This is a genomic window from Catenulispora pinisilvae, from assembly GCF_015356865.1.
Taxonomy (GTDB): domain Bacteria; phylum Actinomycetota; class Actinomycetes; order Streptomycetales; family Catenulisporaceae; genus Catenulispora; species Catenulispora pinisilvae.
In genome coordinates this window covers 31738-52378 of the sequence record NZ_JAAFZA010000055.1, presented here as the reverse complement: position 1 = coordinate 52378, position 20641 = coordinate 31738, and the positions used below count along the sequence as shown (strand labels likewise).

Genomic DNA, 20641 nt, shown 5'->3' with positions numbered 1-20641 from the left:
GGGCGGAGGGGTGTTTCGAGGTCGGCTTCGAGGTCGGCTTCGGTGACGGTGCCGAGGCCGGTTTCGGCGGCGGCGTTGGGGCCGGGCTTGGCGCCGGGCTTGGCGCCGGGCTTGGTGCCGGGCTTGGTGCCGGGCTTGGCGCCAGCGTTGGGGCCAACTTCGGGAGCGGTCTTAGCCGAGGATTCGGCGTCGGTGCCGGTCTTGGCGGCGGCGTCGGTGCCGGTCTTGCCCGCGGCGTTGGCGCCGGCTTCGGGAGCGGTCTTAGCCGAGGATTCGGCGTCGGTGCCGGTCTTGGCGGCGGCGTCGGTGCCGGTCTTGCCCGCGACGTTGGCGCCGGCTTCGGGAGCGGTCATGGCCGAGGATTCGGCGTTGGTCAGAGCACTGGTCGCGGCGGCCGAGGATTCGGCGTTGGCCTGAGCGCCGGTCAGGACACCGGCCGCAGGCTCCGCATGGGCCGGGGCACCGTCGGTGGAAGGCGTCGCGATGGGCGCCTGTGCCTGGGCCGAGGTGCCTTCGGCGTCGCCCGGGTCGGCCGCGGGCGCACCGGTCGCGCCGGCCAGGCTCTCGGCTCCGGCTGACTCGCCGTCACCGGCCCTGCGGCCATAGGCGGAACCGCTACTGTGGCTGACCATGCGCGTCCTGATCTTCGGTACTTACGATGTGGCGGCGCACCCCCGGGTGGGAGTCATCGCCGAGGGGCTGCGTCGTGCGGGTCATGAGGTGCGCGAGTGTAACGCGCCCTTGGGGTTCGACACCGCCGCGCGGGTCAAGATGCTGGCACAACCGTGGCGCGTGCCCGCCCTGGGCGCGCGGCTGGCGCGCTGCTGGGCGCGGCTGGCGTGGCGCTCGATGCGCGGCCCGCGGCCCGACGTCGTGGTGGTCGGGTACCTCGGGCACTTCGACGTGCTGCTGGCCCGGGTGCTGTTCGGCCGCCGGCGCGTGGTGCTGGACCATCTCATCGGCGCCGCCGACACCGGGCGGGACCGGCAGGTCAGCCATGGGGTGCGCCAGCCCCTGCTGCGGGCCATCGACGCGGCCGCGCTCAGCTCCGCCCACGTGGTGGTGGTCGACACCGAGGAACACCGGGAGACCCTGCCCGCCAAACACCGGGAGCATGCGGTGGTGGTGCCGGTCGGTGCTCCGGACGAGTGGTTCGCCCCCGAACCGGCGCCGGCCCAGGGCCCCCTGCGCGTGGTCTTCTACGGCCTGTTCACCCCGCTCCAGGGCGCCGCCACGATCGGCAGCGCCATCGCCCGCCTCACCGACCGGCCGATCCGCTTCACCATGATCGGCAGCGGCCAGGACAAACAGCAGGCCCTCGACTACGCGGGCAGCGCCGAGACGGTGACCTGGCACGACTGGATCGCCTCGGCGGACCTGCCGGCCCTGGTCGCCGCGCACGACGTCTGCCTCGGCATCTTCGGCACCGGCCCGAAGGCCCTGCGCGTGGTCCCGAACAAGGTCTACCAAGGCGCGGCGGCCGGCTGCGCGATCGTCACCTCGGACACCCCGCCCCAACGCCGGGCCTTCGGCGACGCCGCGCGCTACGTCGCCCCCGGCGACCCGGCAGCGCTCGCCGCGGCCCTCGCCGCCCTGGCGGAGAACCCCGACGAACTGGCGAAGCTGAAGCACGCGTCGAGCACCGCCGCCCGCGAGAAGTTCACGCCCGCACACGTGGTGGAGCCGCTGCTCGCGAAGTTGGCGGAGCTCGGGTTCGGGCGCTGAGTCGGCGACGGGATGTAGCGCGGTGTAGCCGCACCGCGAGCCCGAACCGCGAACCGGCGCCTCACACACTCGCGTCCTCCGGCCCGTCCAGCCCGGGCGCGTCGCCGTCCCCGGGCCTCGCGCCCGGCGGTCCGCCGCCCCCATCCGTCGCCAGCAGCGCCACGTCCGCCGCGCCCACGCCGCCTGGCTGTACCGCTGCGACGCGGCGGGCCCGGGCGCGCATCCACGCCAGCTCCCAAGGCGTCGAGCGACCGCGGCGGGAGCACCAGGTCTCCGCCCCGACGCCCCCGGCCAGGGCGAAAGCGGTCGCGGCGCTGGCGTAGCCGCCGATGCCGTTGTCCGGGGATTTGTAGCGCAGCTTGACGGTGTGGCTGCCGGCCGGCACCGAGACCGCTACCAGGCCCTGGTCGGCGGGGACCAGGCGGGCCGGTTTGCCGTCCACCGTGGCGGACCAGCCGACCTGGTCGGAGTCCGCCACCACGAGGTAGCCGGCGGTCGGGTTGTCCACCAGGGCGCCGACCGAGTCCATGCCGTCGGAGGTCACTGTGACCGCGCCGTCGACGGTTGCGGAGGCGGAGCCGGCCACGGTGGCGGAGGCCGCTGCCGAGTCCGCCGCCGCCGAGCCCGGAGCCGGTGTGCCTGATGAGGCCCCTGACGCCAGCAGCGTCGGCGCCGGCAGGGCCGTGCCGCTGTTCAGCACCACCGTGGAGCCGTCCAGCTGCCCGGAGGCCAGCAGGTCGACCCGGGACGCGGCGTTCGAGACCACCACCGAGGCGTCGGCCCAGCGGATCCGCGGCATCGCGTTCAGGCGCTGGTAGATCACCGACGAGCCGGCGTAGACCAGCTTCAGGCCGTCGCCGGGGTCGGTGACGGTGGCCAGCGCCGGTGTCCCGGCGACGGCGGCGACCGCCAGCGGCGTCGCCTTGTCCGTGTGCAGCGTTATCGTCGCCGTGCGCGGGCCGTGCTGCGCCGGGGAGTCCAGCGCCAGCGGCACGTCGAACTCCACCCCGGTCTGGATGCCCTCGGTCAGCCGCTTCGACGTCGTCGTGCCGGCCCCGTCCGAGACCGTGACCTCGATCCAGTCGTTGCTCGTGATCGGCGCGTAGGAGAACACGTCGGCGGCCGAGGTGGGGACCAGTCCCAGGGCCCGCACGTCGTCCCCGACCGGCAGGGTCACCGTGACCGGCACGTTCGGCTGGAGGTCCACCGACGAACCGTCGCCGGCCGCCGGGTGCACGGTCCCGAACACCGGCTCGCTGGGCGCGGCGGTGAAGTACGCCACCCCCAGCCGGTCCAGGATCGGGCTGGTGGCCTGCGCCTCGTCCGGGCTGAACGCCAGCCGGGTCGGGGCCGGCACCGGATCCCCCGGCATCCCCTTCACCAGCGTCGCGAACGCCGAGTTCAGGAACGCGTGCCCGTTCAGCGCCCGCAGCCCGTACACCGAGTCGGTGCCGATCACCGAGCCCTCGGACGTGCTCGCGTAGCGGGAGTGGCCGAGGTTGGCGGCCAGGAACTCCTGGGTGTCCGTCACCGGATAGAAAGTCGACTTATCGGCGCTGGGGGTGAACCGCCCTATGAAGGACGTCCCCTCGGCGGCGACCATCGCCACCACCCCGCACGCCGCCAGCACCCGCACCAGGCCCAGCCGCCGCACCGAGCCGCCGAACCGGGACACCAGCCACAGCAGGCCGACCAGCAGCGCCGCGGCGCCGATCAGCAACAGACCGCGGTGGATCTCCCGGTTGTAGGTGGCGACGGCGACCTGCGTGGCCGACGCGGCGTCAGAACCGTTGTACCCGCTGGCGCCATCGGTGACCGCGAGCTTGCGCCCCTGCCCCACCAGGGCCCAGGCCTCCAGCCCGACCACCAGCACCACCAGGGCCGCCCACGCCGGCGCGGCCGACCGGCCGGCCAGCGCCCGCGTCCGGGGCCACCGCGCCGAGGCCGACTCGGCCCAGCGCGCGACCGGAGCGATCCGAAGCCGAAGGGCGACCCACTGCCCGAACCGCCCACGGGACGCAGCCGCGCCCGAAGCCGAAGCCGGCGCCGCCACGAACTCCGAACGCTTCCGCAGCACGACCTCGAAACCGACCGCCGCCAGACACGCCAGCAACAACCCGGTCACACACCGCGCCCGTCCGATGAAGTTGGCCCCGAACAGCGCTCTCAGCACCGGAACATGCTGGGTGGCCGCCAGCGCCCAGCCACCGTGGTACACCAACAACATCCACACCGCGGCGGCGGCGACGAAGAACACCCACACCCCGCGCGGCAACAGGATCCGGCCCCGCCGGACCGCCATCACCGCGACCACGACCAGCACCAGCACGGCCGCGCCGACATAGCCCAGCGCCTCGACGGCGTTGCGGTCCAGGTACCACAGCTCCTGGCCGTTGGAGGCCACGCCGCCGAACGCCCACGGGGCGAACGACGTCAGGAACGTCACCGGGTCCAGATGGTCCGATCCGCTCTGCCCACGCCCTTCGATCAGCCACGACGAATAGAACTTCGCGAACGGCAGCAACTGGAACATCGCCAGCCCGGCCCCGGCCGCGACGCCCACACCGAGCCCGATCAACTGCCCGATCTTGCGGGTCCGCACCAGCGCATAGACACCAGCGGTCAGCAGCGCATAGCCCTCCACCGCCGGGAATCCGCCGAGCATGAGGCACGCGACCGCCACGGCCAACACCGCGACGTCACGGAACCGCCGCAGTTGCAGGAACCGCTCGACCGCCCAGAACAGCAGCGGCACAAAGGCCCCGACCCGGGTCTGCGGCCAGCCCTGCCAAGCCACCATGTAGGCGCCGGAAACGTACGCCATCCCGCCGACCAGTGCGGCCGGCGGCGAAAGCTTCAGCCGGCGCAGGAACAGATACAGCCCGACCAAGCCGACCAGCACCTCGGCCAGCCGCTCATAAGCCGGCGCCAGCCAAGACGGCAACACGTAATAAGGCGCGGTCACCGGAGATGCCAGCGCGTTGTTGGGGTTGGTACCCAGCGGCGTCCCGCCGACGATGTAGGGGTCCCAAGCCGCGGCCTTCCCGGACTTGACCCCCTTGGCGAACAGGTCCTCGGCCGGGATCTCCGCGCTGTAGACGTCCGACTGCATCAGGTTCTTGCTCTGCGAGTCGGCGAAGCCGGCGTTGGCGTACGCCCCGTAGCGCACCATGTAGTCGGTGTCGGCGAGGACGCTGCGCCCCGCCAACTGCGAGGCGATGCCCCCGACCGCCAGATACAGCGCGGCCAGCACGGCCACCGCGGTGACCAGATGTGTCCCCCGAAGACGCCGCCGGCTCACTCCGGCCGCGACCGCACGATGAGGTCGGCGAGCAGCGCCATGGAGGCGATGATCAGACCACTGAGAATCAGCAGAGCCGTGTTCTGCGCGAACCGGAACGGATGCACCACCAGGTCGAACACCGCCTTCACCGCGCCGATCCCGACCAGCCACAACGCCGGCGGCATCAGGACCTTCAGCGGGTTGAAGTACATGACCATCCGAAGGACTTGCAGGATGTAGCGGTAGGCGTCCTTCACGAACTTGAACTTGGACTTCCCGGCCCGCTTCGCGTAGTCGATCGGGATGTAGACCACGTTCTTCTGGTTGGACATGAACGCCAACGTGATCGTGGTGACACACGAGAACCCGGGCGGCAGCAACCGCAGATACGGCTTTGCGACCTCACGCCGCATAGCGCGCAAACCCGAGTTCAGGTCCGGGATCTTCTGGTTGGTCAGCTTCTCCGCGATCTTGCGGATGACCCACTTCGCCGGTATCCGCAGCAGCCGGTGCGAACCCATCTCCGCCTTGCGGGCACCCACGACCTGATCGATGCCCGCGTCGAAATCGAGCATCTCCACCAACTCGGGGATCCGCTCGTTCGGATAGGACATGTCGGCGTCGGTCCACACCACGATGTCGCCCCGGGCCATCGTCGACCCGATCCGGCGCACAGTCCCCGCGCCGCCGTTCCGCGAGAACGCGACCACCTTGACGCTCGGGTACTCGATCTCGGCCTTGCGCAGCACCTCCAGGGTCCCGTCCGTGGAAGCGTCGTCGACGGCCAGCACCTCGTAGGGGTAGTCAGTGGCGTCCAGAGCGGCGCAGATCCGCTGGATCTCCAGCAGGACGTGCGCCTCCTCGTTGTAACAAGGCAGAACCACACTGACATGGGGAGGAGGCGGCTCGTGCTCCAAGGATCCAGCCCCTTTCATCAGGCATGGTACGGACTCGTCCCTTGCGGGGAGATCAGTCTCCGTGAGGACTCTTAGAGTTTCGTGAAGGTCGTCAAACGCCGGTAAAGAGCCCGTCAAAGGGCCCCCGAACCCGGATACCCGGTTTCGGGGGCCCTGATAACCCAACGTCCTCAGCTGGTCAGCGGCCTGTTCCGGCCATCGCCGAAGAGGTCACGGAACGCTTGCCGGCGATCACGCTTCGAGCTCGACGGTGATGCCCTTGGCGGCCGAGTCCAGCGCCGCCTGGGCGACCCGCACGACCTGTAGGCCCTGCCGCATGCTCACCACGCGGTCCCGGCCGCCGTCGACGTCCAGCACCGCGTCCCGGAACGCCTCGAGTTCGGTGCGCAGGGGTTCCGGCTTGGGGATGGCGAAGCGCACCATGTCGCCCTCCGATACTCCACGGAAGGCTTGCATCGCCTCCCAGCTGGGGATCGTCGGCGCCGAGGCGTTCGCGTAGAAAGTCAGATCGGCGGTCAGGGTGTCGGCGACGAAACAACCCTTCTCACCGGTCACGATCGTGACCCGCTCCTTCATCGGCGACAACCAGTTCACCAAATGGTTGACCACGGTGCCGTCGGCCAGCCGACCGGTCATCGCGATCAGATCCTCATGCTCACGACCCGACCGGTAGGCAGTGTGCGCCGAAACCGAGGTGTACGGCTGGCGAGTCACCCAGGCCGTGGAATCGATGTCGTGCGTGGCCAGATCCTTCACCACACCGACATCGGCGATCCGGTTCGGGAACGGACCCTGACGCCGGGTGACGACCTGGAACACCTCACCGAGCTCACCGTGCTCCAACCGCTTGCGCAGATTCTGCAACGAAGGGTTGAACCGCTCGATATGCCCGACCGCACCGACCAGGCCGGCCCGCTCGAAGGTCTCGGTGAGCAGCGTCGCGGACTCCACGTCCGGCGCTAAAGGCTTCTCCACCAGTGTGTGCACACCGGCCTCGGCCAGCGCCAAACCGGTCTCGGTGTGGAACACCGTGGGCACCGCCACCACCGCGAAATCGATCCCCGCGGCGATCAACTCCTGCACGTCGCCGAGCACCGGACGGCCGTTCGCCACGCCATGCGCATCGCCGCCCGGGTCGGCGACCGCGACCAGCTCCACACCCTCCATCGAACCCAACACCCGGGCGTGGTGCCGGCCCATCATGCCCAGACCGATCAGCCCGGCGCGCAGCTTCTTGCCGTTGCCCTCGCTCACAGCGCGTTCACCCCAGCCACGATCCGCTCCAACTCATCCTGGGACAGGGTCGGCATCACCGGCAACGACAACGCCTCGGCCGCCGCCTTCTCCGTCTCGACCAGATCCCCGACAACACGCGAAACCACATCGGGACGCTGGAACGACGGCAGCCGGTGAATCGGGGTCGGGTAGTACATGCCGGTCCCGATACCGCGCTCCTTCAAACGCACGGCCAAACCGTCACGACCGCCCTCAACCTCATCGGTGACCCGGATCGTGTACTGGTGGTACACGTGCTCCGCCCCGGCGGCGACCGGCGGAACGCCGACGCCCTGCAAGTGGGTGTCGAAGTAGCGCGCGTTCTCCTGGCGCTGCTTGGTCCACCCGGCCAGCTTCGCCAACTGCACCCGGCCGACGGCGGCGTGCACGCTGGAGATCCGGTTGTTCAGGCCGATGACCTCGTTCTTGTACCGCTCCTCCATGCCCTGGTTGCGCAGCAGGCGGACCTGGCGCGCGACCTCGGCATCCGGGGTGACCACGATGCCGCCCTCGATGGAGTGGATGTTCTTGGTCGGGTACAAGCTGATGCACGCGGCGTCGCCGAAAGTGCTGATCGCCTTGCCGTCCAGCGTCGCCCCGACAGCCTGCGCAGAGTCCTCGATCACCTTCAGACCGTGCTTACGCGCGATCTCCATGATCGGGCCCATCGCGGCCGGGTGCCCGTACAGGTGCACCGGCATGATCGCCACAGTCTTCGGGGTGATCGCGGCCTCGATCGCAGCCGGGTCGACGTTGAACGAACCACGCTCGATGTCCACGAACACCGGCACCGCACCGACGATCGCCACCGAGTTCGCGGTCGCGGCGAAGGAGAACGAGGGCATGATCACCTCATCGCCCGGCTTGACGCCCAACGCCAGCACCGACAGGTGCAGCGCAGAGGTACCGGAGTTCACCGCCACACAATGCAGCCCGTCGACCAGCTGCGAGAACTCGTTCTCGAACGCCTCGACCTCCGGGCCGGCGGCGACCTGACCGGTCCGCATGACGCGCACCACGGCCTCGATCTCATCCTCGCCGGTCACCGGACGGGCCGGGGGAATGAATGGCTGGGTCATGCCTTCTCCTTCAGAACACCGTCGATCTCTTGGTACTCGGATCCGTCCTTGGGACAGACGAACAGGCCCTCGCCGCGGTCCTCCAGCGGCTCGCCGGCCTTGCCGACCCAGCGGATGCGCTTGGCGGGGACGCCGGCGACCAGCGCGAAGTCCGGGACGTCCTTGGTCACCACGGAGCCCGCGGCGATCAGGGCCCAGCGGCCGACGGTCACCGGAGCGACACACACCGAGCGGGCGCCGACCGAGGCGCCCTGGCGCAGCGTGACGCCGACCGGGCTCCAGTCATGGGCGGACTTGGGGGTGCCGTCGGCGTTGACCGCGCGCGGGAAGTGGTCGTTGGTCAGGACCACCGCCGGGCCGATGAACACGCCGGCCTCCAGCACCGCGGGCTCGTAGACCAGCGCGTGGTTCTGGATCTTGCAGTTGTCGCCGACCGGGACGTCCGGACCGATGTAGGCGCCGCGGCCGATGACCACGTCGCGCCCGATCCGCGCGCCTTCCCGCACCTGAGCCAGGTGCCAGACGCTGGTCCCGGCGCCGATTTCGGCCCGGTCGTCGACGTCCGCGCTGGGCAGGATTCGCACGCCTTCCCGGCTACCCTGCTTCTGTTCAGTCACTCTAGGTCTCCGGGGATCGTTCGCGCGGTGCCGGATCGCGGCCCGCTGGCGGCGTGGACCCTCCTCGCCCACCGGGAAAATCAGAGGGCGGGAAGTGGCAATTCGCGGCGCGAAACGGCCTATGAGCGGCGCCTGGCGTCGCCAGGAGGCCCTTACAGCCGACCAGGATGCGGCGGACCTCCTGTCTAGCCATGCTTGCTCCTAGACCGTTTCGCTCGTTATCGAAGTCAGCTGGCGGTTCCGTATGCCACAAATCGCCACTTCCCGCCCTCAGTGCTTGACCAGCCCGCGGATCTCCTCCGCCAGCTTGTCGTACGGCGAGGCGCCGGTCAGGTGCTCCGCCGCCCACTTGCGGGCGTTGCCGCGCGCCTGTTCGAGCTCGCCGTAGTCCTGCGACCACCGCCGCAGCGTAGCCGACGCGGCGGCGGGGTCCGCCACCACCTCGCCCGCACCGGAGTCCTGGACCAGTTCGGCCATCCGCGGCAGCGGGGTGGCCACCACGGCCAGCCCGACGGCCAGGTACTCGTACAGCTTGCTCGGCACCGCCTCGCGGAAGGCCGGGGTGTCGTCCAGGAGCACGAGTCCGGCCCACGCCCCGTCGGCCAGCGCCCAGGCCTTCTGAGGATCCAGACGCCCGTGGAACCTGATCCGGTTCCTGACCTGTTCACTCGAGGTGGCGTGCCACTGGTCCAGCCAGGCCTGGTCGCCCGGCTGCACCGGGCCGACCACGTCGAGCTCCCAGGTGTAGGTGCCCTCCACGGCCGCCAGCATCGCCTGCAGCCCGCGCGAGCGCCGCACGTCGCCGATGTAGATGGCACGCGGGGCGACGCGGTCCGGCTCGCCGGGGGCCGGCAGGAAGGAGAAGTCCGGGAGGTTCTTCACCACCAGGCGCTTGCGGCCCTTCATCGGCGGCACGTGGTCGTCGGCCACCACGGTGATGTTCGCCCGCTTGGTCCAGAACGTGCAGAACCGCACCGCGAACGTGGCCGAGCTCTTCTTCCACGAGGCACGGGCCCAGGCCCGGTCCTTGAGCAGCTTCAGGTAGTCCTCGTGGACATCGGCCACGAGCCGCTTGCCCTTGAACCAGCGCGCCAGCGTCGCCCCCGGCACCATGTCCGGGTCGACGGTCAGCAGGACCTTGCCGCGAGCCTTGAAGGGCAGCGTCAGGTCCGCCTTGAGCCGCTTCTTCGCCGAGCGGGATCCGAGGGTGCGCACCGCGCAGTCGGCCGGGCCGGCCTCGGGCACCCCGAGACCGACCACCTCGACGCCCAGACCCGCGCGGCGCAAAGCGGCGGCGAGCCGGTGCAGCCGCGCGTCCGCGACATCGTGCCCGCCGGTGATGATCGACACGTCAATACTGCTGCGGTCAGGGGACATGCCTTGCTCAGACGTCCTCTCCGATAACCTTCTGCAGCGCTTCCTTGGTCTTCTCGGCCTTGGCCGCGAGCGCCTCGTCCTCCCGGGCCTCCTTGGCCTCGGCGGCGGCCTTCTTCCGGTCGGCCTCTTCGCGGTCCTTGTGCTGCTTCTCGATGTAGTTGTCGATGACCTCGTCCGGGTCGCCGCTCTGCACCAGGTTGCCGTGGTCCATCCAGATGCAATGGTTGGACATGTGCCGCACGGTCTCCAGACCGTGCGAGACCAGCACGATAGTGCGGGCGTTCTCACACAGTTCGAGCATCTTCTCGGTGGCCCGCTCCTTGAACCGCGCGTCACCGGCGGACAGGGCCTCGTCCACGAGCAGGATGTCCGGGTCCATGTGCACGCCGACCGCGAAGGCCACCCGCGCGTACATGCCCGAGGAGTACGTCTTCATCGGCCGGTCGATCGCGCCCTCCGAGAGCGTGTCGAGGTCGGCGAAGTCGATGATCGAGTTCTCCTTCTCCCGGATCTGGTCCTTCGACCAACCCTGCGCCAGACCGCCCAGGACGATGTTCTCCCGGCCGGTGAGGTTCTGGTTGAAGCCGACACCCAGCGCCAGCAGTGTGGAGACCCGCCCGCGCACCTCGACCCGACCCTGCGTGGGGGGCAGGATCCCGGACAGCGCGCGCAGCAGCGTGGACTTGCCGGCCCCGTTGTGGCCGATGACGCCCAGCACGGTCCCGTGCGGCACCTCGAAGGAGACGCCCTGCACCGCCTTGATGACCTTCTGCTCGACCTTCTGCCGCTTGACCTTGCGGATCAGCGCGGCCTTCAGCGTCGGGTTGGCCTCGGCCTTGGTGCGGTAGTACAGGTGCAGGTCCTCGACCTTGATGGCCGGCGGGGACTCCAGCGGCTTCTCGGCGATCGCGGCCGGCGCCGGGGTCTGGACGGACTCCGCGGTCTCGACAGTCTCGACGGTTTCAGAGGCGGACAGCGAACTCACGCTCCCTCGACATGAAGTACCAGGCGCCGATGACCAGGGCGACGACCGCGCAGACAGCGCCGACTGCGATCTCGGTCAGCTGAGGCGCATAGGACGCGGCGGCGTAGTAGTGATCGCCGAGCTGCCCGCCCTTCCAGAACGGCCGCGGACCATCACCGACCAGCGCGGTGTTCCAGGAGTTGATGATGGGCGAGAACGGGTCCCACTTGTAGACGTTCACGATCCAGTGCGGCAACTTGCTGCCCGGGGTCGAGGCCTCGTATTTCACATAGGACAGGGAGAACAGCACCGGCGTGATGTACATCCAGATCCGCAGAACATAGGGCAGCAGCGTGGACATGTCGCGGAAGTACAGCGTCACCGCCGCGAAAAGCAGACCCAGCCCGAAACTGAAGACCGTCTGGATCACGAAGATCGGAATGATCCAGAGGATGTTGATCGTGACGCTGTGGTGCACGGTCACGTAGAAGGCCGCGTAGACCAACAGCGTCGGGAAGTACATCAGCATCGCCGTGAACGTCGTCGACAGCGGCAGCAGTATCTTCGGGAACGACATGTTGATGATCATCTTGCCGCCACCGGTGATCGAGCTGGCGGCGAACTGGATGACGTTCCGCGTGTAGAAGAAGGCGAACAAACCGGTCAGCAGTCCGACGAAGTGGTTCATCGCGCTTGTGCCGGCACCGCTCTGGCCACCGAGGACGGTGGTCAGCAAGAAGTACACCAGCGCCAGCAGCATCGGGTTCAGCACCAGCCAGAACTGCCCGAAGAAGCTGTCGAAATGCTGGCCCTTCAGGGTCGAGGACGCCATGTGGGTGGCGAACTGACGCCGCGACCACACGTCCCGGAAGTACGGCCCCAACTTGGGGAGCGCGTACCGGTAGGGCTCGAAGACGTGAACCTGCTCGGCCGGGCGCGGGGGTTCGGGGGTCTTCAGCCGGGCCTCCTCCACGGAGGCCGTCTCACTGGTGGCGGTCGCCACGCTCACACTCCACTACTTACTAGGTTGCGCCTGAATGGGGGGTCAGGGTCGTGCTGTAGATCGGTCACACTATCGGGCAACGTTTCGCGGGCTGCCGAATGTCCCCGTGGTTACACCCTAAGCGGTCGGTTCACTCGTCTCACCGAACGCCCGGACCCCCGTCCGCGGTTCCGGCTCCTGTCCGAGTAGCCGCGCGTACACCCCGCCCAGCACCTCGGCCTGACCTTCCCAGGAGTTGGCCGCCAGCAGGTCGTCAGTGTAGCGGGACGCGTAGGCCGCCCGGTCGGCGAGCACCTTGGCGACCGCCTGAGCGTACTCGTGGGCGTCCTCGGCGGTGAAGACCTCGCCGTTGCCCAGCTCCCGGGTGAAGTCGGCCATCGCCTGGACGTCGGAGACCACGATCGGCAGCTTGGCGTGCATGTACTCGTAGTACTTCGTGATCAGCGCCACCTCGTGGTTCGGGGTGTGCAGGATCGGGATCACGCCGATGTCCGCGGAGGCCAGGTACTGCGGGACCAGATGTGGCGCGACGTAGCCGACCATGTGCAGCCGGTCGGCCACCCCCAGCTCCTCGGCCTGCTTCTCCAGCGCCCGGGTGAACTCGGTGTCGGCGCCGCGGACCACGGCCATGTGCACGTCCGGCAGCTCCGGCAGGCCGGCGACCATGGTCGCGATGCCGCGCATCGGCGAGACCGCACCGGAGTAGACCAGCAGCGGGACGTCGTCGGCCAGACCGCAGGCCTTGCGCAGGCTGGGCGCCTCGGCCGGGTCGGCGTGGACATGGGCGTCCCGGTCGGTGTCGACCTTCGCGTCGGCGTCGGCGTCCGGCCCGCCGGGCTCGTGCTCCTCGCCGGGCAGGTGCAGCATCGGCGCGTTGGCCACGACGCCGGGCGTCTCGGTCAGGTGGTAGCGCTCCTGGAGCCACTGCGCGAGCAGCGGCGAGACCGTGATCACCGCGTCGGCCTTGCGGACGTACTCGCCCTCCAGCCCGACGTAGGCCAGCCGCCGCTGTTCCGGCATGGAGACCCCGGCCACGAACTCGTGCGCGTCGTAGAGCACCTTCGGCCGCTTGCCCTTGTGGTCCAAGCGGTCGGCCACCCGCACCGCGATACCGGGCGTGTGCATGTCGTGGGCGTGGATGATGTCCGGCTCGAACTCCTCGATCAGCGCCGACCAGCTGGACTCCAGCCACAGCAGGTGCCGGGCCGTGCGCCGCCAGTCACCGTCCCGGAAGTAGACCTTCCACAGCGCTTCCTTGGCGCGGTGCTTCACGCTGCCGTCGCCGGTCCCGGGCTCCTTGATCCGCTGCACGATCCGCCGCCGCGCCTTGTAGTCCAGCGAGGACGCGAACGACAGCGCCCGGAACGGCATCAGCCGCAGCGCCGGGGCCCCGCCGTCCTTCAGCGGCCACTGCGCGATCTGCCACTTGTTGTGCAGCCCGGTCCGCACGACCTGCGCCGCGCCGATATAGGCCGGATCCGATGGACGCCCCTTGCGGTTCGGCTCGTAGCCGAGCAGGAGGACGTCGTATCCAGCCTCCGCGGCACTGTAGGCGGCTTTCTGCACCCGCGAGTCCAGACGGACGTCGTTGGCGACGAGCATCGCCACGCGTGGGCGCCGAGCACTGAGACGGCGGTCGTTTGTCACATGGGAATGCTAGTGGGGCCGCGGCCCGGGGCGGGAAAGCCGCCACCGCGCCGGACGGGTGAGCAGGTCAGCGGCCCGCCGCGCGGCTCCCCGCCGGCGGCTCCCGCGGCACGAAGACCTCGATCCACGACCCGGCTGTGAATCTCGCTGCAAGTCTGTAACGGCTCATGATCGCGCGGTAGACGGCGGCCTCGCGGGCGTGGTGCGCGGGATCGGCGAGGAACCGGCCGGCGGCGTGCTCGGTGAGGATCAGCGCCCGGGCCTGGACGGCCGGCTTGTCGGCGGCGAACGTGAACGAGACGAGGCGGTAGCGGTCGGGGTCGAGCCAGGGACCGTAGCTCTCCACCGCGACCGGCTCGTGCCCGGGGACGTGCTTCGCGACCCACGCGGCGGCCTGGACCCGGGAGTGCTCGTCCAGGCGCGGATAGAGGCCGGCGGCCGAGACGACCGGGACGAACGCGGCGGCGACGGTGAGGGCCGCGAGCGTGCGGCGGTGCGTGTGGGGGAACAGCGCGGGGACGGCCACCCCGGCGAGGACCGCGAGCGCCGGCGTCAACGGCACGAGATTGCGGTCGAAGCGCACCGTCATCACGGCCAGGAGGAGGAACTGTGGAATCACATAAGCGAAGACCACAATCAACGTTCTGCGAATGAGGCCGCCGGTACGGAACAACGCGACGACCGCCACTGCGACCGCTCCCAATAGCAATGGCTGGTCGCGGAGGAGCGCGTTCAGGTAGTAGCCGGGTGCGCCGCCCTGCGCACCGACGTGGCCGTCTTGATAATGGACGGCTTCCGCCCGCAGGCCGCTGATAACGGCGATGGGATGCGTGACGATCCCGGGTGTGGTCAGCACGAACACCGCTGCGGCGAGGGCGGCGACCTTAGCGAGTCTGATGACCCCCTTGCGATCCCTGGAACTCACCGCATAGGCGACGAGAACCGGAAGCACTGCGGCAGCCAAGTATTTGGCCCCTAATGCGATCCCCACTCCGAGACCGCACAGGAGATCCCCATAGCGCGCATCGCGGAGAACCCTAGTAGCGCCATACAAGCTGAGCGCTACAGCCAGTCCCCCGAATACGTCCGGCGTTGCGTAAGCACTATTAGCGGTCGCTAAAGGGGAGACGGCTACGGTCGCCGCTGCGACGGCTGCCGCTACCCGTCCCCGGCGCTCCGGCAGTCCCGCCGCCTTAAGCACTTCCCGAACTGCGGCCCACACCAATAGACATGTAGCGACCGCAGCCAGAACCCCCACGCACCGGATCGCCACCACGAGCGCACGGGAGTCGGTATGCGCCACGCCCAGGTTCTCGATGCGCATCGCGCCGTGTGCCGGGACGCGGATCCCGACTCCGCGGAACGCCGCGGTCATACCGGCGATCACCTCATACAGCAGACCCGGGTAGCGATAGGTGTGCGCGTCCAGCGTCCCGTCCGTCGCCATCCGCACGCCCACGGAGATGTTCAGTGGCTCGTCCGAGTTCCCGACTCCCGGCAACGCCGCGACCACCAACGGGGCTCGCAGCGCCAGGGCGAGCACGGCCACCGCCGCCGCCAACGGGTCGATCCTGCGCAACGCCTTTCGCATATCGGGTCAACGATCGACCGATATGGTCGGAAACGCACCACTAGCCCGACATCTAAGTGAAAACGCTATAGAGGTGTGGCTACCGGAGACCTCCGGCAGGGCACACCTCTATAGCCGACTGCGACGCGCGGTTGCGGGTCGGGCGACGCAGTCAGTTCCGGAGCGGGCTTTCCTCGAGCGCGTCGAGGCCGCCCAGCAACTCGTATCCATAGGGTCCTTCGACCCAATCGACACTCCAGTCCTCCAGCAGGGGCGAGGTGGTCAGGGCACGACGCACCAGTGCTGTGGCGGTGTCACGGACCGAGTAGGGGACATCCGGGTCGGAGGAGAGGTACAGGCCGGCCACGAGGCGGGCCGGGAAGACGCCGGCTTCGTCGACGACGACGTGAGCGTGCTCCAGGGCGCGGGGAGAGTCGCCGGAGACCGCCTGCAGAGCGTAGCGGAGGGTCGCCGCCGCCAGGCCACGGTCACCGGCGAAGCCGGCCCGCTGCACTGCCACCATGATCAGATCCATGATCGGTTCCTTTCTAGGAAGGCCAGCACGTGGCGCACTGCCAACCGCCACTGTCTGTATGGACCCCGGTCGCGACCGTGCTACGAGTGCTATGAGTGGTCTGCGCGGCCGGGACAAGCGGCACCGCGACAAGGGCGGCCGCCAGCGCGGAGCCAGCGAGGACACGCTTGAAAAAAGACACGACGAATCCATTCGTTGGGGCGGATTTTGTGGCCCGAGAGCACTGGGCGGGCCCTGGACGACCCGTACCGGGCGCCGGTCTGAGTCTCACTCGCGGCGGGTGTCCCACGGAATGGCGCAGCACCGTCCGCCTTAGGCCAGGCCGGTCCCGGCCACGACCCCTATCCGGAATCGTGCGGTTTCCCCCTTGATCGCCAAGGCCCTGGCTGCGAGCATGGGTCCGGCACGGGAGGCCGGATATCGCATAAGGGGGTGTGCCGTGCTTGGTTCGCTGGGTCTGGATCCGCTAGCGCAAGCGGTCTATAGCGCGATGCTCGCCGACCCTTCAGTGGGCGTCCACGAGCTGACAGAGCGCCTTGGCCAGGATGAAAACCACATCCGGGGCACCCTGGACAGCCTCGTGGAGTTGGCCTTGCTACGGCCTTCGCGAGAACGCTCCGGCGGGCTGTATCCGGTCCCGTTGGTCGCCGGGATGCAGTTGCTGGTGCGGCGGCAGGAAGAGGAACTGGCCGCCAGCCGGGACGCCGTGGCGGCGGGCCGGGCGGCCGAAGCCGACCGGGAGCCGGCCGAGCGGCTGATCGGCCTGGACGCGGTCCAGGTCGGGCTGGAGCAGTTGGCGTCCGGCGCCATGGTCGAGGTGCTGTCGATGGTGCCGGGCAGCACCATCCACCCGGCGGCGCTCAAAGCCTCGGAGTCCGCGGACGACGACCTGGCCAGCCGGGTCCGGGTCCGGGTGCTCTACCACTCCACGGTCCGCCAGGACGCCACCACCATCGCCTACGGCCGCTGGATGGCCGAGCGCGGCAGCGAGGTCCGGCTCTCCCCCTCCGTGACCCGCCGGCTGCTCATCGTGGACGGCAAGACCGCCGTGGTACCGATCAAGCCGAAGGAGACCAGCGTCGGCGCCTTGTGCGTCCGCGAACCCGGTCTGATCGACCAACTGACGGCTCTGTTCGAACTCATCTGGACGGACGCCGTCCCGCTCGGGATGCCCTCCGCCTCCGAATCCGGCGCCGGCCTGTCCCCCACCGACCGGCACCTGCTGCGGCTGCTCGCCGACGGCCTCACCGACGACGTGGCCGCCAAGCGGCTGGGCATCTCGGCCCGCACCGTGCGCCGCATCATGGCCGACCTGATGGACCGGCTGGGTGCCGAGAGCCGGTTCGAGGCCGGGGTCGAGGCGGCGCGGCGCGGCTGGCTTTAGCGGTTGCGCGGATTGGTGGCCGGGCGGCCTGCACCCGCGGCCGTCGCGAGGACGGCCGTGAGCTCAGTCCGCCGGCGTCGCCACCGGCTCCGGCGTCAGCCCACTGACCTGTGCGTACAGCGCGAGCAGCGCCGGTACCTGGCCCTCCCAGCTGTGCGCGGCCAGCATCTCGTCGGTGTACACCGCCGCGTACCGCTCCCGGTCCGCGGCCACTGTGCGTACCGCGTGCGCCAGGGCGTCGACGTCGTCGACCTCGAACACCTCGCCGTTGCCCAGCTCGCGGGTCAGCGCCCCGGCGGCCTTGACGTCGCTGACCACGACCGGGAGCCGGGCGCCGATGTACGACCAGTACTTCGTCGTGATCGTCAGTTCCTGGGTGGGGATGCGGCGCAGGGTGTCGATGCCGATCGTGGCCGAGGCGATGAAGTCGGTGAGCTCTTCGACCGGTACGTAGTCCAGGACGTGGAAGCGGTCTGCGACGCCCAGTTCGCCCGCCAGGGTCACCAGTTCGGCGACGTAGCCGCCGCGCGAGGCCACCATGAGCACCAGGTGGGTGTCGGCCAGCTTCGGCAGCGCCCGGACCGCCGTGTCCAGGCCGCGGATCGGGGTGACGGCGCCCGGATACACCAGGATCGTCGCCTCGGGGCCCAGGCCCAGCTGGCCGCGCACACCGGGCTCCTTGCCGCCGGCGACGGTGAACGTCGAGGCCTCCGGCATGTTGCGGACCACGGTCGGGCGCACGGTGAGCTTGTGGTGCTCGACCAGCTTGTCGGCGAAGTTGTCCACCGCGGCCACCACGCCGTCGGCGGCGGCGATGTACTTGCGCTCCTGGGCGAACATCACCGGGGCCCAGGTGACGTCCTCGGGGCGGACGTCGCCGGCGGTGTACTCGTGGGAGTCGTAGACCACGGCGACCTTGCGGCCCTCGGCCCGGGCCGCCGCGCGCACCGCCACGCCGAGCATCTCGGCGTCGTTGGCGTGGATCACGTCCGGCTCCAGCTGGTCGGCCACCCGGCCGAAGGAGTCCTCGAAGTCGATCAGGCGGGGCTGGACGTCCCAGGAGGACGTGTCGCCGCCGCGCTTGGCCAGCATCCGCTCGATCGCCGAGCTCGGGGCCTGCTGGGCGACCTGGTAGTTGGCGTCGAAGGCGCGCTTGCGGGCCGCGACCCAGTAACCGCGGGCCCGGACCAGGGTGCCGCTGGTCGTCAGCCCGGCCTTGCCGAACAGCGCGGCGAACGGGCTCGCCCCGGCGCTGATCCGGCGGGCCAGCAGCTCGCGCTCGGCGGCCAGGTCCATCTGCCGCAGCCGCTGCCGCTGGTGCTTGACCCGGCTCACGTCCTGGGAGGAGTAGGCGATCAGGCCTTTGACACCGCGCCGGTGCGGGTGCGAGGAGCGGTAGCGGGTGGCGGCCATGGTCTCGGCCGCGCGGACCACCGTCACCGCGCCGAGCTCGGACTCCTCGCGCTTGCCGGTGTAGGAGCGGCCCACCAGGTAGGTGTCCCAGCCGGCCTCGGCCGCCGAGCGCGCTTCCTTCTGCACCCGGGAGTCGCCGTCGATGAAGTTCCCGACCAGCATGACTACTCGAGGACGGCGCTGGTCGGACGTGGTCACTGTTCCTCCGGGGGCAGGTGTGGACTGGCTCGGAGTCTAGCAACGGTATATATGGCCTTCATTCTGGCCAGGCGGTTGTGATGGGCGATGCGCAGAGGCCTGCGGAGATGCCGCAGGCCACCGCCGAGCGCGCTTGCCTCAGCCCCGCAGCCAGGGTTCGACGGCCTCGGCGGACTTGCGGCCGTCGTGGAACTCGCGGACGAACGCCCGGCCGGCCGCCGCCGTCGCGCGCGCGGCGTCCCGGTCGGCGAGCACGCCCTCGATCACCTCGCCGAGCGAGTCCGGGTCGGCCTGGATGGTCGGGATCCGGGCCGGCACCCGGTCCCGGACCCGCTGGTCGATGTTGGCGATGCCGACCCGGCCGGCGGCCATCGCCTGGCAGGTCATCACGCCGTAGTTGCCGATCACGAAGTGGTCCAGCACGATGTCCGCGTCCTGCACCACGCCGACCAGCTCGGCCTGCGGGATGTGCTCCAGCCGCCGGTACTCGATCAGGCCGCGGGACTCCAGGTCGCGCAGCGTCGGCTCGATCAGGTCCGAGCCCTTCATGAACGGGCGGGAGGGTGCGTGCACGACCACGGGCACCTCGCGCTCCAGCGGCGTCCGGGTCCCCTCGGTCCACTGCTCCAGGTCCACGACCACCGGCAGCCAGGTGGCGTGCGGGACGTCGTCGATCAGGTCCGGGGTGGAGACGAAGACCGGGCCGTCGAACTCCGCGACCCACTTGGCCATCTCGTCGGTCTTGCCGCGCAGGACCTCGGTGAGCTTCTGGTCTTCCTCGCTCACCGGCGCCCGGAAGGGCGAGAACTTGTAGAGCTCGATGTGCCGGTCCGGCGAGCGGATGTCGGAGCCGTGGAACAGCAGCCCGCTGCGGATCCCGGCCCGGCGCAGCTCGGGCAGGTCGTCGGCGAGCATCCCGCCGTTGAGCCGGCCGAAGACCGCCAGCCCGCTCTCGGACAGCACGTGGGTGACGGTGTCCAGGGTGTCGGCGACGCGCGCCAGGCCCCACAGCGGGTCGACCCAGTCCTTGTCCTCGGCCTTGATGTCGGAGCCGTAGGCGAAGGCGTAGCTCTTCTTCTGGATGTTGCGGGCCGTGATCCCGGCGTGCTCCCGCACCGCGCGGGCCCACGCGTACCCCATACCGGCGTTGTTGTTGGACCCGATGAGCAGCGAAGGCTGCTCCGGGCTCTTGGCCGTCGACTGCGCCTTGCCGGGGGCGACCGCGGCCCGGCCGACCTTGGCCACCGCCTTCTCGGCGGTCTTGTCGCACGCCACGACCACATCCGGGGCGAAGGCGTCCAGGTAGGGCCCGATCTCGACGGCGATGTCGGCGGCGGACCAGGTGGCCGCGGGATTCCCCAGCGCCTTGCCGCGCGCGTTGCGCGTGGTGAGCACGGCCTTACGCCCGATCTTGCCCAACGCCCCGGGCGCGGAGTCGAACGACGTCCCGACCCGCACCTCGACGACGTGCACCCCGCCCCGCGACGGATCCGGCTTCCGCTTGCCGAAAGCCGGAGTCAGCAGCAGGACGCTGTACCCGTCGGCGAGCAGCCGCTCGGCCTCCGCCCGCGCGGCCTCGGCGGCGGCCGCGGGCGCCGCGGAGACGACGGCGGCCCGGCTGCGGGCGGCGGCGGGCTGATCCTGCTCAGGCATG

General features: G+C 70.0%; 15 protein-coding genes and 1 pseudogene. 2 read left to right on the top strand and 14 right to left on the bottom strand.

What is annotated here, in order from left to right:
• Nucleotides 1–632, bottom strand: a pseudogene (locus IZR01_RS17600) (hypothetical protein); the annotation flags it as partial.
• On the opposite strand from IZR01_RS17600, the gene IZR01_RS17595 reads away from it, so the two are divergent.
• Nucleotides 631–1725 (top strand): glycosyltransferase, encoded by a 1095-nt coding sequence (locus tag IZR01_RS17595; RefSeq protein WP_228559667.1) that lies wholly within the window; start codon nucleotides 631–633, stop codon nucleotides 1723–1725. The pseudogene IZR01_RS17600 and the gene IZR01_RS17595 sit on opposite strands and share 2 nt — an antisense overlap.
• Nucleotides 1726–1786: 61 nt before the next feature.
• Here IZR01_RS17595 and IZR01_RS17590 read toward each other — a convergent pair whose 3' ends face one another.
• The 11 genes from IZR01_RS17590 to IZR01_RS17540 form a co-directional block, all read right to left on the bottom strand.
• Entirely contained in the window at nucleotides 1787–4984 is a 3198-nt protein-coding gene (locus tag IZR01_RS17590) for a glycosyltransferase family protein (RefSeq protein WP_194924442.1), read from the bottom strand.
• A gap of 38 nt (nucleotides 4985–5022) precedes the next feature.
• Nucleotides 5023–5943: a glycosyltransferase family 2 protein gene (locus IZR01_RS17585; RefSeq protein ID WP_194924441.1), complete on the bottom strand. Its 921-nt coding sequence runs from the start codon at nucleotides 5941–5943 to the stop codon at nucleotides 5023–5025.
• Nucleotides 5944–6156: 213 nt separating this feature from the next.
• Nucleotides 6157–7179, bottom strand: a complete 1023-nt coding sequence (locus tag IZR01_RS17580) for a Gfo/Idh/MocA family oxidoreductase (RefSeq protein ID WP_194924440.1) — start codon at nucleotides 7177–7179, stop codon at nucleotides 6157–6159.
• Nucleotides 7176–8279, bottom strand: coding sequence for a DegT/DnrJ/EryC1/StrS family aminotransferase (locus IZR01_RS17575; RefSeq protein WP_194892853.1), 1104 nt, complete (start codon nucleotides 8277–8279; stop codon nucleotides 7176–7178). Before IZR01_RS17575 ends, IZR01_RS17580 begins: the two co-directional genes overlap by 4 nt.
• Entirely contained in the window at nucleotides 8276–8863 is a 588-nt protein-coding gene (locus IZR01_RS17570; RefSeq protein WP_323746202.1) for an acyltransferase, read from the bottom strand. The genes IZR01_RS17575 and IZR01_RS17570 overlap by 4 nt, the downstream gene beginning before the upstream one ends.
• A gap of 303 nt (nucleotides 8864–9166) precedes the next feature.
• On the bottom strand, nucleotides 9167–10273 hold the full coding sequence (locus IZR01_RS17565; RefSeq protein WP_194892851.1) for a glycosyltransferase: 1107 nt from the start codon (nucleotides 10271–10273) through the stop codon (nucleotides 9167–9169).
• A gap of 7 nt (nucleotides 10274–10280) precedes the next feature.
• Entirely contained in the window at nucleotides 10281–11258 is a 978-nt protein-coding gene (locus IZR01_RS17560) for an ABC transporter ATP-binding protein (protein WP_194892850.1), read from the bottom strand.
• Nucleotides 11236–12246 carry an ABC transporter permease gene (locus IZR01_RS17555; protein WP_228559665.1) on the bottom strand — a complete coding sequence of 337 codons (1011 nt, stop codon included), beginning with the start codon at nucleotides 12244–12246 and terminating at the stop codon, nucleotides 11236–11238. Before IZR01_RS17555 ends, IZR01_RS17560 begins: the two co-directional genes overlap by 23 nt.
• 111 nt (nucleotides 12247–12357) lie before the next feature.
• Nucleotides 12358–13887, bottom strand: coding sequence for a glycosyltransferase family 4 protein (locus IZR01_RS17550; protein ID WP_194892848.1), 1530 nt, complete (start codon nucleotides 13885–13887; stop codon nucleotides 12358–12360).
• A gap of 67 nt (nucleotides 13888–13954) precedes the next feature.
• Nucleotides 13955–15448 carry an ArnT family glycosyltransferase gene (locus tag IZR01_RS17545; protein WP_194924438.1) on the bottom strand — a complete coding sequence of 498 codons (1494 nt, stop codon included), beginning with the start codon at nucleotides 15446–15448 and terminating at the stop codon, nucleotides 13955–13957.
• 181 nt (nucleotides 15449–15629) lie between these two features.
• Nucleotides 15630–15992, bottom strand: coding sequence for a hypothetical protein (locus IZR01_RS17540; RefSeq protein ID WP_194892846.1), 363 nt, complete (start codon nucleotides 15990–15992; stop codon nucleotides 15630–15632).
• A 490-nt stretch (nucleotides 15993–16482) separates the two neighbouring features.
• Here IZR01_RS17540 and IZR01_RS17535 point away from each other — a divergent pair, with 490 nt between their 5' ends.
• Complete coding sequence (locus tag IZR01_RS17535) at nucleotides 16483–17376, top strand: helix-turn-helix domain-containing protein (protein ID WP_228559663.1); 894 nt, start codon at nucleotides 16483–16485, stop codon at nucleotides 17374–17376.
• Nucleotides 17377–17439: 63 nt separating this feature from the next.
• Here the strand turns inward: IZR01_RS17535 and IZR01_RS17530 are convergent, their stop codons facing one another.
• The gene (locus IZR01_RS17530; protein WP_323747029.1) at nucleotides 17440–18987 is read right to left on the bottom strand and encodes a glycosyltransferase family 4 protein; all 1548 of its coding nucleotides are present in this window, start codon (nucleotides 18985–18987) and stop codon (nucleotides 17440–17442) included.
• 138 nt (nucleotides 18988–19125) lie between these two features.
• Nucleotides 19126–20640 (bottom strand): hypothetical protein, encoded by a 1515-nt coding sequence (locus IZR01_RS17525; RefSeq protein WP_194924436.1) that lies wholly within the window; start codon nucleotides 20638–20640, stop codon nucleotides 19126–19128.
• Nucleotide 20641: the final 1 nt, after the last annotated feature.